The sequence below is a fragment of the Flavobacterium sp. genome (assembly GCF_052437795.1).
Taxonomy (GTDB): domain Bacteria; phylum Bacteroidota; class Bacteroidia; order Flavobacteriales; family Flavobacteriaceae; genus Flavobacterium.
In genome coordinates this window covers 151,382-167,645 of the sequence record NZ_JBQVPA010000005.1, presented here as the reverse complement: position 1 = coordinate 167,645, position 16,264 = coordinate 151,382, and the positions used below count along the sequence as shown (strand labels likewise).

The 16,264-nt window shown below is 46.7% G+C and carries 8 protein-coding genes; 2 read left to right on the top strand and 6 right to left on the bottom strand.

All coding sequences use genetic code 11. The features are described 5' to 3' along the window. The first annotated feature begins 8 nt into the window (after window positions 1-8). Both ACT6R0_RS16170 and nhaA read left to right on the top strand, forming a co-directional pair. Complete coding sequence (locus ACT6R0_RS16170) at window positions 9-4,547, top strand: TonB-dependent receptor plug domain-containing protein (protein ID WP_444654718.1); 4,539 nt, start codon at window positions 9-11, stop codon at window positions 4,545-4,547. 85 nt (window positions 4,548-4,632) lie between these two features. Then, window positions 4,633-5,808, top strand: coding sequence for a Na+/H+ antiporter NhaA (gene nhaA / locus ACT6R0_RS16165; RefSeq protein WP_444654717.1), 1,176 nt, complete (start codon window positions 4,633-4,635; stop codon window positions 5,806-5,808). Here nhaA and ACT6R0_RS16160 read toward each other — a convergent pair. From ACT6R0_RS16160 to ACT6R0_RS16135, 6 genes are all read right to left on the bottom strand, one after another. Next, on the bottom strand, window positions 5,805-7,418 hold the full coding sequence (locus ACT6R0_RS16160; RefSeq protein WP_444654716.1) for an alpha-glucosidase: 1,614 nt from the start codon (window positions 7,416-7,418) through the stop codon (window positions 5,805-5,807). The genes nhaA and ACT6R0_RS16160 overlap by 4 nt on opposite strands. Then, the gene (locus ACT6R0_RS16155; RefSeq protein WP_444654715.1) at window positions 7,418-9,127 is read right to left on the bottom strand and encodes a hypothetical protein; all 1,710 of its coding nucleotides are present in this window, start codon (window positions 9,125-9,127) and stop codon (window positions 7,418-7,420) included. Before ACT6R0_RS16155 ends, ACT6R0_RS16160 begins: the two co-directional genes overlap by 1 nt. A gap of 18 nt (window positions 9,128-9,145) precedes the next feature. Continuing rightward, a complete protein-coding gene (locus ACT6R0_RS16150) occupies window positions 9,146-10,438 on the bottom strand; it encodes an MFS transporter (protein WP_444654714.1) in 1,293 nt (430 codons plus the stop codon). Further along, the gene (locus tag ACT6R0_RS16145; RefSeq protein WP_444654712.1) at window positions 10,438-11,496 is read right to left on the bottom strand and encodes a glycoside hydrolase family 130 protein; all 1,059 of its coding nucleotides are present in this window, start codon (window positions 11,494-11,496) and stop codon (window positions 10,438-10,440) included. Before ACT6R0_RS16145 ends, ACT6R0_RS16150 begins: the two co-directional genes overlap by 1 nt. 83 nt (window positions 11,497-11,579) lie before the next feature. After that, entirely contained in the window at window positions 11,580-13,055 is a 1,476-nt protein-coding gene (locus tag ACT6R0_RS16140; protein ID WP_444654711.1) for a RagB/SusD family nutrient uptake outer membrane protein, read from the bottom strand. 10 nt (window positions 13,056-13,065) lie between these two features. Further along, window positions 13,066-16,134: a SusC/RagA family TonB-linked outer membrane protein gene (locus tag ACT6R0_RS16135; RefSeq protein WP_444654710.1), complete on the bottom strand. Its 3,069-nt coding sequence runs from the start codon at window positions 16,132-16,134 to the stop codon at window positions 13,066-13,068. Between the last annotated feature and the right edge of the window lie 130 nt (window positions 16,135-16,264).

Below are 16,264 nucleotides of genomic sequence, written 5' to 3'. Positions count from 1 at the left end.
TTTCAAGCATGAGAACTTTAGCAACCATCATATTTTTTTTAATAGCCAATTGTGCTTCGGCGCAGGCTGATCATTCATATTTAAAAGCTTTTTACAAACAGCAGCAGTCGGAAAAAGTATATGCCCACCTCAACAATGTGCTGTACCTGCCGGAGGAGACCGTTTTTTACAAGCTGTATGTTACCAGTGCCGACAACAGTCCCACACAGCAAAGCGACTACGTATATGTTGAAATTTATGACAGCGCGGGCAAAAAACTCGACACCCAATGCTACATCGTGGCTCAGGGTGGGGGATCAGGTTCATTTACGCTAACGGCCAACCATCCCGGGGGAATGTACCGCCTTAAAGCCTATACCAAATTGCAGGAGCAGCTGGGTGAACCGGCTTTTGAAAAGAGTTTTTTTGTACAGAAAGTATCCGCGAACCGCCTGCTGATGACGCTCGATCTCCGTAAAAAAGGCTACGGGCCGGGCGAAACCTGCGAAGCAGATCTTTCGCTGAAAAGTAACGATAACAAGCCACTAGCAAATCATAAGTTTGAGTATGATGTTTTTGTGGAGGGAAAAAATATTAGTAAACTATCCGGGACTACCGATGCCAATGGCAAAGCCGTAATTAAGTTCAGGCTGCCCGAAGCGTTACAGTCCAACGACGGCATTGTTAACTTGCGGGTACAGTATGATGGTATAAGCGAATCGGTTACACGGGCCATCCCCATAAGCCTCAACTTTGCCGACCTGCAGTTTTTGCCCGAAAGTGGCAACTACATCGCGGGGCAGCCATCAAACATCTTTTTTATTGCTAAGAATGAGTTTGGAAAGCCATTGGATGTGGCAGGTTATATAGTTGACCAGTATGGCAACAGGGTAGCCGACTTTGCCAGCTTTTATGATGGGATGGGGAAGGTTGCCTTTACGCCGGGGACAGGCAAACTGTACTCAGCCGTAATTACCTCGCCTTTCGAAGCGAAAAATAAATATGTATTACCTGCTGCGCTTACTGCGGGCTATAGTTTTACAGTTAAGCAAAATGCAGATGAATTGCAAATAGGAATATACTCGCCCACAACGGAAAAATGTGAGATAGTGCTGCGTAATGGCGATAATAAACATGGATCTTTAACCATAAAAGCATCCGAAGGGTACAACGAGCTGAAAGTTAATAGTAGAGGCCTGCCTACGGGAATGTATGCGGTATCGTTAATTGTAAATGATAAGATAGTCGCTGAAAGGCTCGTGTTCATCAATTATAAAGACGGACTGAAGATCGAGCTTAAAACCGATAAGGAACAATACCTGCCAAGGGAAAAAGTCAACGTATCGGTAATGACCAAAGATAAGGATGGCAAGCCCATAGCGTCGAGCCTTTCCGTTTCGGTGGCGGATGAAAAGATCTTGAGCTACATTGATGATAAGCAGTATAACCTCCTTACCTGGATGTTTTTTGGCCATGAACTGAAAGGCAGCATCCACGAGCCACGATTTTATTTTGATGAAAAAGAATCGTTGGAGAAAAGGCTGGCCGCGCTCGACCTGCTCATTAATACCCACGGCTGGAGGCGCTACGCGCAAGATGAGGTAAATGTGTTTAACGGAAAGCAGGCCGCGGCCATACCCGAGAAAAGTTCGGATGTGGAGGGATTTGTGCTGGACAATAAAGGCAGGCCCGCCGCATTGAAAGTATACCTGTTCGCCGATACGGGCAAAGTATATGAGACCTATAGCAACAAGGAGGGTTATTTCAAGTTTACCCGCACCCATTTTGAAAGGGATGCGTGGCTGGTAGCCGAGGGCAGGAAAAATAGGGAGTATACTATAAAAAACTCGGTTACCGACCTTAAGGAAGTGGCAGGGCGCAAGGGCTCTTTAAAGCTGGCTGCTGCCGAAAGCAGGGAAATTGCGCCACTGGAAAGGCCAAAGAACGTACCGCCCGAAGTGCAGCAGCAGGTAGCGGCGCTAAGCCTGGAATCGGATAGTAACGAACTTAATGAGGTAGTTGTCGTTGGGTACAGGTCAACATCACGCGCCCTTTCTAATGTAGCTGTTACTACAGTTACCTCAAAAACTATCGAAGGCAGGCCCAATGCTTCCTTCATGCAAACCCTTCAGGGACAGGTAGCAGGCCTTACGATCTCTACAGGTTCGGGGCAGCCTGGAGCCAACAGCACGGTTATATTACGGGGCTATGGTTCTCTTAACGGTGCTGTTGAACCCCTGTTCGTCATAGACGGTGTACCCCTGAGCGCTGATAATTTCAGGAGCCTGTCGCCACAAAGCATCGAATCGATATCAATACTTAAAGACGCGGGGGCAACAGCCATATATGGCAATCGCGGGGCAAATGGCGTTATTATAGTCAGGACCAGCCGCTATAACGGTGGCAATGGCATAATGCTCAGTAAGACCAACCGTTACAGCTATCGTAACATTGCAAGGAATAATTCCAAAAAACTCTCGGTGCCCGCAACTTTCTATGTGCCCGTATACAAAACTACGGAGACAGATGAGAAAACCGACTTCAGGAACTGCCTTTACTGGAATGCTACGGTGCAGACCAATGCTGAAGGCAGGGCCAAGTTTGATTACTATAATTCAGACGATACGACCACTTTTACCATAGTTGCTGAGGGCACTTCGGGTAAAGGCGATCTTGGGCAGGCTAAGCGATCGTATACCGTGATGGAAGCCCTGCAGTCGGACCTTAAGCTGCCACTGTATGCCACTGTAGAAGATATTATAAAGATACCGCTGTGGCTTAAGAACAATTCGGAAAAAGCGATCACGATCGAAGCTGTTTTGGAAAGCGATCCACACTTTAGCGCTTCCGCCGAAAGGCAAAGCATTACCCTCGATGTTCATGAGGCACGCACCGTATATTTTCCTGTAACCGTGATAAAAACCGGTAATGCCTTGACCGTAAAAGTAAAAATAACGTCGGGCAGCCATACTTCCACCATTGAAAAGCCTGTTGATGTATATGGCAAGGGCTTCCCTGTGAGCGTTGCATTTTCAGGCACCAAAAGTACTTCGGGTAGTTTTACCATAGCAAAGCCTTTGGAAAACAGCCTGAAGTCGGGCCTGAAGTTTATAGTGAACCCGTACAACGAACTTTCCAACGGATTGGAATCGATGCTTCGGGAACCGTCAGGATGCTTTGAACAGGTGTCATCGTCCAATTATCCCAACATCATGGCTTTGCAGCTGCTTGATGCGAAAGGGGGCATGGATGCGGATTTCCGTAAAAGGGCAATGGGCTATCTGGAGAACGGCTACAAAAAGCTGAAGGATTATGAGTCAAAAGGCGGAGGCTTTGAATGGTATGGCGGCGATCCTGGGCATGAGGCGCTCACGGCTTACGGGCTCCTGCAGTTCCATGAAATGAAGGGTTTTATTGATATTGATACAGATCTTGTAAAGCGCTCTGTAAAATGGCTCAACTCCCGTAAGGATGGCAAAGGCGGCTTTAAGCAACACCAGGGCAAGTATGGATTTTCGTCGATAAAAGATGTAGTGAACAATGCCTACATTGTATATGTACTTTCGGAAACTGGTGAAAAGGGTTTTGAAAAAGAATACCAGGCCGCGCTTGCCGAAGCACAGGACAGCCGCGATGTGTACCGGATGTCGCTCATGGCATTATCAGCTTATAACCTTGGTGATATCCCAATGTATAAAAAACTGATGGGCATTATCAGGCAGGATACAGACGGTAAAGACTACAACAAAATAAAAGTAGAGCAAACGGTAGTACATAGCTACGGTACATCGCAAACGGTAGAATGGCTGTCGCTCTATGCCCTGGCCATCATGAAGGAAGGCAAGGTCACACAGCAGCTGCTCGCCGCGCTCGATCACATCCAGTCGTGCAAGAACAGGGGAGGCTTCGGCTCTACGCAGGCCACAGCACTGGCACTGAAGGCGGTTACTTCATTCGCCAAGATCGCACAGCATACGCCATCGCAGCCCGAAGTGAAAGCTGTAGTGAACGGCACAACTCTCAATACCGGGTTTGATGCCTCGGGTAACATCGCGGTAAATACCACAGAGAATATTGCCACAGGAAAGAACAGCTTTAGCGTAATCATAGAGGAGGGCAGGATGGTACCGTTCCTGTTTTATGTGGATCACATGAGTTATGTGCCTAATAATTCACCCGAATGCCTGCTTGAGCTGAAAACATCGCTGAGTACCGCAAAAGTTAAAATAAGCGAAACCGCCAGGATGCATGCTGAGGTGACCAATGCTTCAAGAAATGTGGTGAACAATCCGCTGGTACGCATCGGGATACCGGGAGGGATGTCGCCCGAACCATGGCAGCTGAAGGAACTGGTGGAAAAAGAGGTGGTGGACTACTATGAGATATTTGGCAGCGAACTGGTACTGTACTTCAGGCAGATGGGGCCTAAGGAAACGCGGAAGATAAATATTGACCTGAAGGCGCAGGTGCCGGGGCAGTATCTGGGTATTGCCTCATCGGCCTACCTGTATTACAACAATGAGCACAAGAACTGGAACAGCGGCCTTGCTGTAGAAGTAACAGAATAATTTAAGGGTGGGTTTTCGGGCGGCTTAGCATTGGGCCGCCCGATTTTTCTTGTTTCAAAGGTTTCGGAGCCTTAACTTTGTAAATATGGCAAAAGGCATCAATTTAAAAGTATTCTCCCATTTTTTCAGATCAAGTTCGGCGGGCGGTATCCTGCTGCTGCTTTGCGTGGCGCTATCGCTCATCATTGCCAATTCCGGTGCGGCAGGATGGTTCTCTTCCCTGCTCAATACAACAATAGGTTTTGAAACCGGAGACATCCACCTGCGTTATCCTGTCCTGTTATGGATAAACGACGGGTTCATGGCGGTTTTCTTCCTCCTTGTTGGCCTCGAGATAAAAAGGGAGATAGTGGAGGGCGAACTTTCATCTGCCCGAAAGGCCGCGCTGCCCGTCCTGGCAGCTATTGGCGGGGTGGCAGTGCCGGCGGTAATTTATACCCTGTTTAACGGCAGCAGTCCCGTATATGCCAAAGGCTGGGGCATACCCATGGCTACCGATATTGCTTTTGCTTTGGGGATATTATCGCTATTGGGGAACAGGGTTCCTTCGGGTTTAAAAATATTCCTTGCCGCGCTGGCCATTGCAGACGACCTTATGGCGATCCTGGTCATCGCGATATTCTATTCGTCAGAAATGCACTTTGACTACCTTGGCTATGCCGCGGGAATATTCATTTTCCAGATCATCCTCAACAGATCGGGGGTGAAAAACATACTTGCCTACTTGCTCCCCGGCGCCGTAATGTGGTATTTCATTCACCATTCGGGCATACACGCCACCATTGCCGGTGTGCTTACGGCCATAACCCTGCCCACCAATGAAACTGATGAAGAGTCGCCACTGGAAAAGCTGGAACATTTCCTTACCCGCCCCGTCAACTTTATCATCATGCCGATATTCGCATTGGCCAACACCAACATCACTTTCGAAAGCGGCATGGTAGAGGGGCTGACAGGCAGCCTTGGCTTAGGGATAGTGCTGGGCTTATTTTTAGGTAAGCCTGTTGGCATTTTCCTGATGTCGTATCTATCAGTAAAAACGAAAATTTGCGAGCTTCCGGAAAATACCAACTGGATGCATATACTCGGGCTGGGCTTGTTGGGCGGGATAGGGTTTACCATGTCGATATTCATTGCACTGCTCTCGTTTGAGGACAATGCTGCCCACCAGGATGAAGCTAAGTTTGCCATACTCGTAGCCTCGATTTTGGCTGGAGCTGCGGGCTATTTGCTGTTAAGCAGGTTGAGGAAAAGCGATTAAAGCTTGTAAACAAGGTAACTGTTAGCGGTCATTTTTTTATTTCCTGCTAAAATTATGGCTTTTGGCGGAAGGACCGGGACATGGATCTTTCCAAAATTGATAATGACAGTTATATTGCTGCCCTGATAGCTGCGGGTAAAAGTGATCCTGTCATTGGCAAATTCCAATTGGGTGTATTTGCCGTACTGCAATACAGGCTCACTATTTCGCAGTGCGATCAGTTTTTTGTATTCATTAAGGATCGAGGCTTTATCCGCAGATCGTTCCGCTACATTGATGGATTTGTAGTCAGAGTGTACTCTAATCCACGGTTTGCCGGTTGTAAATCCCGCATTCGCGGAAGCGTCCCACTGCATCGGGCTTCGCGACTTGTCACGGTTGTGGTTATTGGCCATGTTAAGGGCTTCGGCATCGGTCTTACCATTATCTTTTGCCAGCCTGTAATGGGTTTTGCCCTGTATGTCTACAATATCATCATACGATCTGGCAACGATATTTTTCATGCCAATTTCTTCGCCATAGTAAATGAACGGAACGCCTTTGGCTGTAAGCATAAGTGCGGCCAAAGCCAAAGCCCTATCCTTGTCGCCTCCTGCCAGGCGGTCTATCATCCGCGGCATGTCATGGCTGCCAAAGAAAAGGGTAGGATAGCCCGCCATTTCTTTCTCCATGGCTTGCAGCTCGTTGAATATTTTTTGGGCCGAAAATTCCGGGATGCTCCCAAAGTTAAAGTTGAATACCACATCCATCATTTCGGGCGACTGGTACTGCTTCAGCACATCTATTTTATCACTGCCTATTTCCCCCACAGTAAAGCGTCCGGGATAGCTGTTTACAACTGCTTTTAGTTTCTTGAGCGCATTTTTTATGCCTGGCTGGTCTATATCATAACGATGCTCCTGATTACCATCCTTCATTGGATTATTCTGCGTAATCCCATCAGTAGTAAGAAAATTGATGACATCAAACCTAAATCCGTCCACACCCAGCTCCAGCCAAAATTTCAGTACGTTCTCAATTTCATCGACAACTTTTGGGTTCGACCAGTTGAGGTCGGCCATTGTTACATCAAACTTATGGTAGTAATATTGGTTGGTGGTTTTGTCCAGCTGCCAGGCTGTACCGCCAAAGAACGATCCCCAGTTGTTTGGTTGGTCTTTCCAAATGTAGTAATCACGGTAGGGGTTGTCCTTTGATCTTTGTGCTTCCTTAAACCATTCACATTCGGTTGAGGTATGGTTCACCACCATGTCCATTATCACTTTGATGTCCCGGTTATGTGCTTCCTTTAAAAAGTTTTTAAAATCGTTCAGCGTACCGTAAGTAGGGTCAACGGCATAGTAATCGGCTACATCATAGCCGTTATCTACCTTGGGCGATTTAAGGAAAGGGGTAAGCCAGATACAAGAAATGCCCAGTCCTTTAAGATGATCCAGCTTTTGTGTGATCCCCTTAAAGTCGCCGTAGCCGTCCCCACCGCTGTCGGCGTAACTGGGCATGTATATCTGATAAAATACGCTTTCCTTCCACCAACTCTTTTCCTGTGCACTTGCAATATTAACCCAAAATGCCATGAACAGGATCACTATATTGGTGAAAGGGCACCGCATTATTTTTGTGCATTATAGTCAACCACTACATTGTTCACCAGCATTTTCGAACCCGAGTGGGTCACTTTGCCTTTAGTGGGGACCATTACAATAACAGCCGACCCTTTTGCAGGGATGGACACTTTTGCTGATGATCTCACGTTCTTTGCAATGAATTTGCCCGAAACGGTATCATACAGGTCAACCTTTTTGCCCTTTCTGGTTTTTATAGTAATGGTTTTTGTATCCCCGTGCGGGTTGTAGTACAAATAGGAAGGATACGCTTTGTCATGGAACGAGTCGGTCGCCAACAGGTCAAGCTGCAGTATCCCTTCAACATCTGTTTTTTTTATAATGCTGCCAAATATCCCTACGTGCCCGCTGCCATAAACGCTCAGTTGTGATTCCGGCGGATTTTGACCCGGCACCCAAAGTGGTCCATCGCCTTGTGCAACAGGGGCTTTAACGTGCTGGTACTGGTCCATGTTCGAGCGTTTGATGATGCCTTCGTAGGCAATTACATTCTTGCCGGCATCGGCCAGTTCCGGTATGGTTTCGTGCTCATCCGGCATGTATTGCGGATAAAAGAATTTTGACGCATTGGCTGCGTTCAGCATCCATTTGCCTATGGCGTTGGCATATCTTTGGTCGTAACGCGCCATAGGTACAATGGGCCATGCCATGTCGTAGGTATTCATCAGGAAGCCGTAGCCACCGCGGTCTACCGTGCTGCCCACGGTGCCCGATATGTCATAGCCGTTCCAGTTGCCCACCAGCACACCCCAGCCTTCACGGCAAATCGCGGTGCCGTCAAAGCTCCAGGCAAGCATTTTGTCAATGTCGTAGGTTTTGCCTTGCTCAGCATTTATCCTTGCGGCAAGGTAGGCTCCAAAAGGCATCAGCAATTCGTACGTTGGGTTTACAGGCTGCGCCTGCAACGCATTCAGCGCCGATATTGCCCCGTCAAGGTATTTCTTGTCACCGAATTTCTTATAGGCTGAATACAACACCCATGCGTGCCCTGCCGCCGCATCGGGCTGTGCGCAAATATTGTTCTTCATCGGCTGCATCTTGCCGTAGTCAAAGAACGAATAGTCGTAATTGCCGTTCAGTATCTTGTCCGCTTCATAAAATTTATCGGCAATCTTGCGTGCCATCTGCTCAAGCCCCGGCTCATTGGGATATTTTTCATAAATGGCAAAGAACATTACGTTGGGGTACACATCATACCACCAGTCGCGGCCATAGCCACCGCCAAGCAGCGCCACTTCGGGGCAGGTGTTGTTCATCATGATGTCCCAGCCGGTCTCGCTGTTAAAGTAGTTTTTCAGCATGGCAACATAGTTGTGGCCACGGTCTTTTGTCTTGTCAATGCCCACCAGCGTAGCGCCGTAAGTTGCGCCCATGCTCGCCAGCGCTTCATGGAACATGCCTTTGTTATTGTTAGGACCCTGCCTTACATCGCCCATGGCAGTATACATGCCCACAACATCCTGTGGGAAATTCTTTTGCGACTTGTCCATCCATACGATAGGCCAGTGCTTTCCTTTGGCATTAAAGTCGAAAACAACGGTATTAAAGTCGTGAGACAGCTTGTTATAGTCGATGATCTCAAAATGCGATGGCATGTCCGGCATTTGGTCAACGCGGGGAATAGAAGTTTGTTTAACCTGCGCCTGCAGGCTGTAGGCACATACGAATAATAAAGAGGCTTTTAATAAACTGTTCATTTTTTGATAGATGATATTTTATACTAAATTAGATGCTGCTTCCTCCATTACCTTTTCAGGCTCCACAGTATCAGGTTCGGTCGCGATCCTGTTGCCGTGGGCAATGATATTCTTGCTGATGAATATAGAGCATAATTGCAGTATGGCAATGATGGCCACCGCATACTGGAGCGCAAAGTCTTCGGATACAAAGTAAAACAGCATAAGGAACGTTCCCGCACCCAATAGCCTGCCAAGATACAACCCGGCTTCGTGGTTAAGTATATACGCAAACTCACCGCGCCTTTCGATCTTCGATACAATGTCGATAACGCGCAATTGTATAGGATAGTAGGCAAGGTCCATGAGTGGCTTTGCCATAAGTAATAATAGCAGGAACACGATAACACCCGTTTCATTGAACAGGATCCCATTGGCGCAGGCGCCTATCGCAAAAAGCACCAGTCCCACCGTAAAGGTCTTTATCCTGTCGGATGGTTTCGAGAAACGCCCTACAAAATAAATGATGATCGCCGCCAATACCGCCCCGATAGATTGAGCGTTGCCCAATGCTCCTTCCTCGCCCAGTATCTTAAAGATGAGCATGGCGGGAGCAGTTACTAAAAAGCCCTGTGCCAATCCTTTGAAGGAAGCAAGCGAAAGCAATTTGTACCACAGTGGGTGGAATTTGAAGAAGATATATTTTTTTTGTACAGGATTCTCAAACCTGCCCCTGAAGCATACCGCCGAAGCACAGATGGTTATCACGAACACAATGCAGGTAATTATCACATAAGCATCGTGCTTGCCCTCCGCGCCGCTTTTCGACTGGATAAACCAACCGATAGCTACGGGGATAATGATGGCGATAAGGGTATAAAAAAACGTCTCAAGGCCGTAGTAATAATTACGGTTGTCGTCATTGGTGGTATATATGGCCAAGTAGTCGCGGTTGGCCCAGTAGAGTCCGAAGGACAGCCCCATGGTAATACCGGCAACTCCTATACCTTCAATAGTTAGTGTGGTAAGTGACATCATAATGATCATCGAAACACCGCTCATCATCATGCCGATGGAGTACAGCAACCTGATGCTCACGTACCTTAAAAGAAATCCATTGATAAGGAACGTAAGAGGGATACCCGTATAAATAGCCAACTGGTAAGTGACCACCATGGATGTATCATCGGAGTTCCGCATGATATAGGCCGCCACGAATATGTCGATCACCGGTTGTACCAATGCGTAAACCAAATTGGTAAGGACCAGTATCTTAAAGTTATGCGACTGGCTTTTAAAATGGTCGACCTCTGTAATTAGTTTTTTCAGCATCAGTCGTATTTTAAAAGTGAAAGTATGTCCTGAATAGAAAATTCCGCCGCGCAAACAAACTCGTCTGCCGCGCCGTAATAAACCGTCACCGTATTACCGTCCGGTCCCACGATGTGCCCGTTGGTAAACACTACATGCCCGAAAAAGCCTTTCAACTCATAGTCCTCCAGCGGCCTCATAATAGGCTCTTCGGTACGGGCCAGCACTTCGGAAGGGTCGTTAAGGTCCAAAAGTACCGCCCCCAGGCAATACTGGTGCGCCTCGTTGGCGCCGTGGTATATTTCCAGCCAGCCTTTATCGGTTCTTATCGGGGCAGCGCCACCGCCTACCCGCTTGCTGTCCCAATGGCCTTTGCGGGTTTTCACAATACATTTGTGGCCGCCCCAGTGAATGCCGTCCGGCGATGAGGCGATCCATATATAGTTGCCGCCTATGTCAACACTGCTTGGGCGGTGTATGGCATAGTAAAGGCCGTTTATCTTCTCTTCAAAAATGGCGCAATCCTTATTGTGCGCCGGGAATATAAGCCCGTGTTTCTCAAAGTTCTTCCAGTCTTTGGTAGTGCGCAGGCCAACGCCTACGCCATTTGGCGAAACAGAAGTAAATGTGAGGTAATATGTGCCGTCAATTTCGGCAACGCGGCAATCCTCAATGCCAAATGTCTCCATGATGCCTTCCCCTACAAGCGCGGGGTAGCCATCCGGTTCATAAAAATTAATACCGTCATCACTGCACATCAGGCGCAGGTGCGACAGGGTGGTAAGGTAATCCTCGCCTTTGTAGTTAATAACCCTCGCGTCATCAGCAATGAGGTCGGGATCATTGGTATTTATCTCCTTGATCTCTATGCTCCCGTTATCGGTCAGAATAGGGAAGGAGATCACGTTATCGGCCTGTTTGGGCCTTTCTGCCACGCGCACTATAAGCCATGTTTTTCCTTCAAAGGTAAATACGCCGGGGTTAAGCAGGCAGGTAATTTCGAGCCCGTCCCTGCTTGGGGCAAGGTCGGCCGGAGATAGTAATGGGTTTTGTGGAAAGCGTTTTGCCAGATCTTTCATTTGCATTGGTAATGTGATCAGGTTAGCCCGGTCTGATTACGAACAGTCCCGGGCACTAACCCAAACACGTATTTTAATAAGTTTTAGTATCCCGGATTTTGTGTAAGCGTACCCGCCGAAGCATCTCGCTCTTTTTGTGGTATAGGATAGAGGTAATGCTTATCCTGAAAGTTTTTTCCGTGTGCTATAAGTACTTGTTTTGCAATGCCCCAACGCTTCAGATCAAGCATCCTTTGGTTCTCAAAGCCCAGTTCCACCCTTCTTTCGTGGATAAGCCAATTTTTTATGGTCGCGGCATCTCCGGATGCAGGTCTGTCCGGCAGTGTACCCGCAGGTGCAAAATCCCCGGCAGCAGTTACAGTAGTCCTTGCTCGTTCCCTTACCTGGTTGATGATCGCAATTGCACCGGTAAGGTCATTATTGTTAAGCAGTGCTTCGGCTTTCCAAAGCAATGCGTCGGCATAGCGTATGTATACTTTATTGTTTGGAGCGTCGTCGTTGCCTTTGTTAGCACCATTAAGGCTTCCAAGCATTTTGTTTACATTTTGGGCGCTCACATTCACGGTTAACAGCAACCTTGGGTCATTTTCTTCAAAAGTGTTCAGGAAGTCGGTACTTGGTGCAAAAAAGCCCCAGCCCAGGGGCGCACAAATACCATTACCACGCCTTGGAGTAGCATTCGTCTGATGGTCATACGAGAATATAACTTCAGAATCATTATATTCGGCAGTAAAGTTTTGGAAATAATTGTCGTTCAAGGCATAACCAAGACCCGGTAGCTGATCTACCAATCCCGGTACAGCCGACCAGTTTTCGGTATACAGCTCTGATTTTGCCAGCAACGCGATGGCAGCTCCTTTTGGTACACGCCATTTTTCGGTTTCAGAAGAATATTTGCTGTTAGGAAGCAACCCAGCCGAAAGTACAAGGTCAGCTTTTATCTGTTCCCATACCTGTTCTTTCGGTACCCGCACAGCAACCTCAAACGCCTCCTCAAAAGTTTTAACCGGAGATAGTATCAGGGCCACATCTCCAAAATTAGTTACCAGTGAAAAGTAATAGTAGGACCTTAAAAAATAGGCTTCGCCTAATAACTGGTTTTTCCTTTCTGTAGTTATTCCGGTTATTGCCTCAATATCCGGCTTTACGAGGTGTTCAATGGCTATGTTCAGCCTCTTTATGGCCTCATAGTTATATTTCCATAATCCGTTTGGCCCACCGTTTTCTGAAGTGAATGTAAAATTATTAATGTCATCCATCCATGGCTGGTCGCCATCAGGACTCCATTTCTTTTCCATGTCATCAGATGCAATGTCCTGTAACACATAATCATTTTGAAATACTAATCCATTGGTCCAGTCCCAGTTACCAAGTATATTTAGCCTATTGGACAGTAGGTCGTATGATGAGCGCACTGTATTCTCTATACCTGTCAGTGTCGGAGTAGTATCGGCTTGGTCGATAGGCATAACGCCTACGGGTGTCTGGTCAAGTTCATCCTCACAGCCTGCAATACTTATAGCACCTATAAGCAATCCAATTTTTATATAATTTTTCATACTCAATTTTTTAAAGTTTAATTTTCGCTCCGAAAATAATTGCAGATGTTTGCGGGTAGGTTCCCATGTCTATGAGCGAGGTCGATTCGGGATCAAGGCCATCATACTTTGTGAACGTAAGCAGATTTTGTCCCGAAGCATAGATCCTCAGGCTGTTTATACCCGGCAGCGAATTGTTGAAGGTATAGCCGATCTCAATGTTTTTAAGTCTCAGGTACGATGCATCTTCAACAAACCTGCTTGAGACCCTTTCACTTCCGTTAGGATTACGGGTAAGGCGAGGCATCGAATTGCTTGTGCCCTCACCCGTCCAACTATTCAGTACAGCGGTGGTTGAGTTGAACGGACGGCTGTCAAAGTCGAGTATCTTTTTAAGGTCATTGTAGCGGTCCACATCATTTACTCCCTGAAACAGGAATGAAATGTCAAAATTCCTGTATGAAGCATTGAAGTTTATACCATAGGTTACTTTCGGGATCGGGTTGCCTATAAATTTCCTGTCATCAGCATTGATCTGCCCGTCGCCGTTCGTGTCCCTAAACTTCATATCGCCCGGCTGCGCGCCGTTCGCATCAGCATACAAGTACGAATCAACTTCAGCCTGATTTTGGTAAATACCGACAAATTCATATCCATAGTAGGAGCTAATAGCTTGACCTACGGATGTCCGTGTGTGCGAGTAGCCATCATCAATAGTAGGAACCCTTTCGTAAAGCTTTGTAACTTCATTATCCAGGGTAGCCATGTTAGCGCTTATACCATATTTGAACTCATTATCGTTGTTCCTATAGCTAAGTGCGAATTCTAACCCTTTGTTGACTACCGATCCCGCATTTATATACGTCCTGTCAATTTGTCCAACTGCAAGAGCCGGAAGATCAAAAGAAAGCAGGATGTCATCGGTCTGCTTGTGGAAGTAGTCTGCAGAGAATGAAAGTTTATCATTTAGGAAGGATAGGTCAATACCAAAATTTGTTTGTGTAGTTGATTCCCATTTGATATCATCATTTCCAAAACGGTTAATGGTAACACCATTTTCATTCATCCCTACAAATGTCTGATAAGCATTGTTTGGTATTTCCTGATTACCAGCCTTACCCCAGCTTGCCCTGACCTTCATATAGGAAAGCCATGACGAATCTTTCATGAAATCTTCGTTAGTAACAACCCAGTTAGCGCCTACAGATGGGAAGTATCCCCATTTATTATTAGGACCAAATCGCGAAGACCCGTCTGCCCTAACCGTTCCTGTAACATTGTATCTATCTTTATAACCGTAAGTGGCCGAGGCAAAATAGGACATTAATGACCAACTTGTAGCAGAGCCTGAATTGTGAGGGTAGGGGTTTGTTGTACTTCCATAATCAAGGTACCTGTAAGGATCGCTGTAAATATCATAGTTCTGACGGCTTCCGCCTATTCCAGCCTGGTTGTTCTTTATAAATTCCGAACCAACCAAAAGGTTAATATTGTGAGTGTTATTAAATGTTTTTACATAGTTAAGCGTGTTAGACCATGTAAAAGTAATGTCTTGCCCTCTGTCTTCATTAAGTCCATTAGGCCTGTTGTTCCTTCCCAGTCCATAGTACATATCGTCAGGATTACTAATGTTCGGGTCACCATAATTCTCTGCAAATATTTTATTGTGGGAAAATCTTATGTCCGCACCAAGATTACTTCTTAGCTTTAACGATTTGTCACCCAAAAAAGCATATTCTGCAAACACATTTCCAAAAGTCTGGTACATGTTTCTCTTGTCGTCGGTAAAATGTACAATTGCCAATGGGTTGGAGCTATATTCATAGTCCTGGCTCCATCCTGTATTAGGGCCTGTGTAGAACGGAAGGTCGGTATAAGGGTCCCTTGCAGACCACGTTGGGTCATTGTGGTCTTTGTAAACTCCAAGTACCGATGGACGAATAAGGGCATGCCTGATAACCCCCGGTGCATCGCCGCTGGATGACAGCTTGTCCTGCGACCAATAACTGTTTTGCACATTTGCACCGGCGGTAAAGCGGTCGGTAAGCTGTGCATTCACATTGGTCCTGAAATTCACGCGTTTGTAACTGTCATTACTTTCGGTTATAATACCGTCAATTCCGTAATACCCTCCAGATATAAGGTACTGCACTTTATCTGTAGCGCCGCTAAGCGATAATTGCACATTGTTTGATATTCCGGTAGTAAATAACTCGTCGAGCCAGTTAGTATCGGCAAGGTCTGTCCTTAGCCTCCTGTCGCGGGCATAAGGGCTCTCTGCATCTGCAGCATTACCGGCTGTACCGTGCCATTGCCTGTCTTTTACGGTAAGGTACTGGTCGGCATTAAGCATATCGGGCATGTTGGTAGCATAGTGCATACCTGTAAAGATATCCACATCCAGGGTCGACTTACCTTCAACACCTTGCTTTGTAGTGATAAGCACAACGCCACCGGCAGCACGCGACCCATAGATCGCACCCGACGCAGCATCTTTCAAAACGGTCAAATTCTTTACATCGTTCATGTTTAAGAACGATATATCACGTGTAGGTACACCGTCTACAACATAGAGCACATCGTTATTGCCCAGAGTCCCTTCACCGCGAATGCGTAATTTAATGCCGTCGCCGGGAGCACCGGTATTAGCCGCCACGAATACACCGGCAACCTGTCCTTGCAGGGCCTGGGCCACATCAGGTATCCTGGTGCGTTCCATTTGCTGTACGTTCACTTGCGCCACAGCGCCCGAAATTGAGCTTTTTCTTTGGCCGGTATAGCCTGTTACTACTATTTCATCAAGCTGCTGGGTGTCTTCTGCTAAAATAACATTGATAGTTCCCGAGCCGTTGTTAGGTATTTCCTGTGTCGAATAGCCTATAAAGCTAAAAACAAGTACATCATTAGGGCCTGCATTAATGGTATAGTTTCCGTCAAAATCGGTGGTCGTACCTGTGGTCGTGCCTTTGATGATAACACTCACCGATGGCAGCGGGCCGTTAACATCGGTTACGGTACCCGAAACGGTCTGGGCGAACAATGTCCCGCCCGATAACATTGCCCACACAAGGAGCAACTGGTAAATAATTTTCCTGCTCATATTCTTAATGTTGTTTTGTTAAGGTTTGGATAATTTTTTTTCATGTTGTTGATCGTTGATGGTTTTAATTTGGATAGGTTTAAAAATTTGGGTTACGAAAACGTTGTAAATTTAATTAGCGCATAAAAAA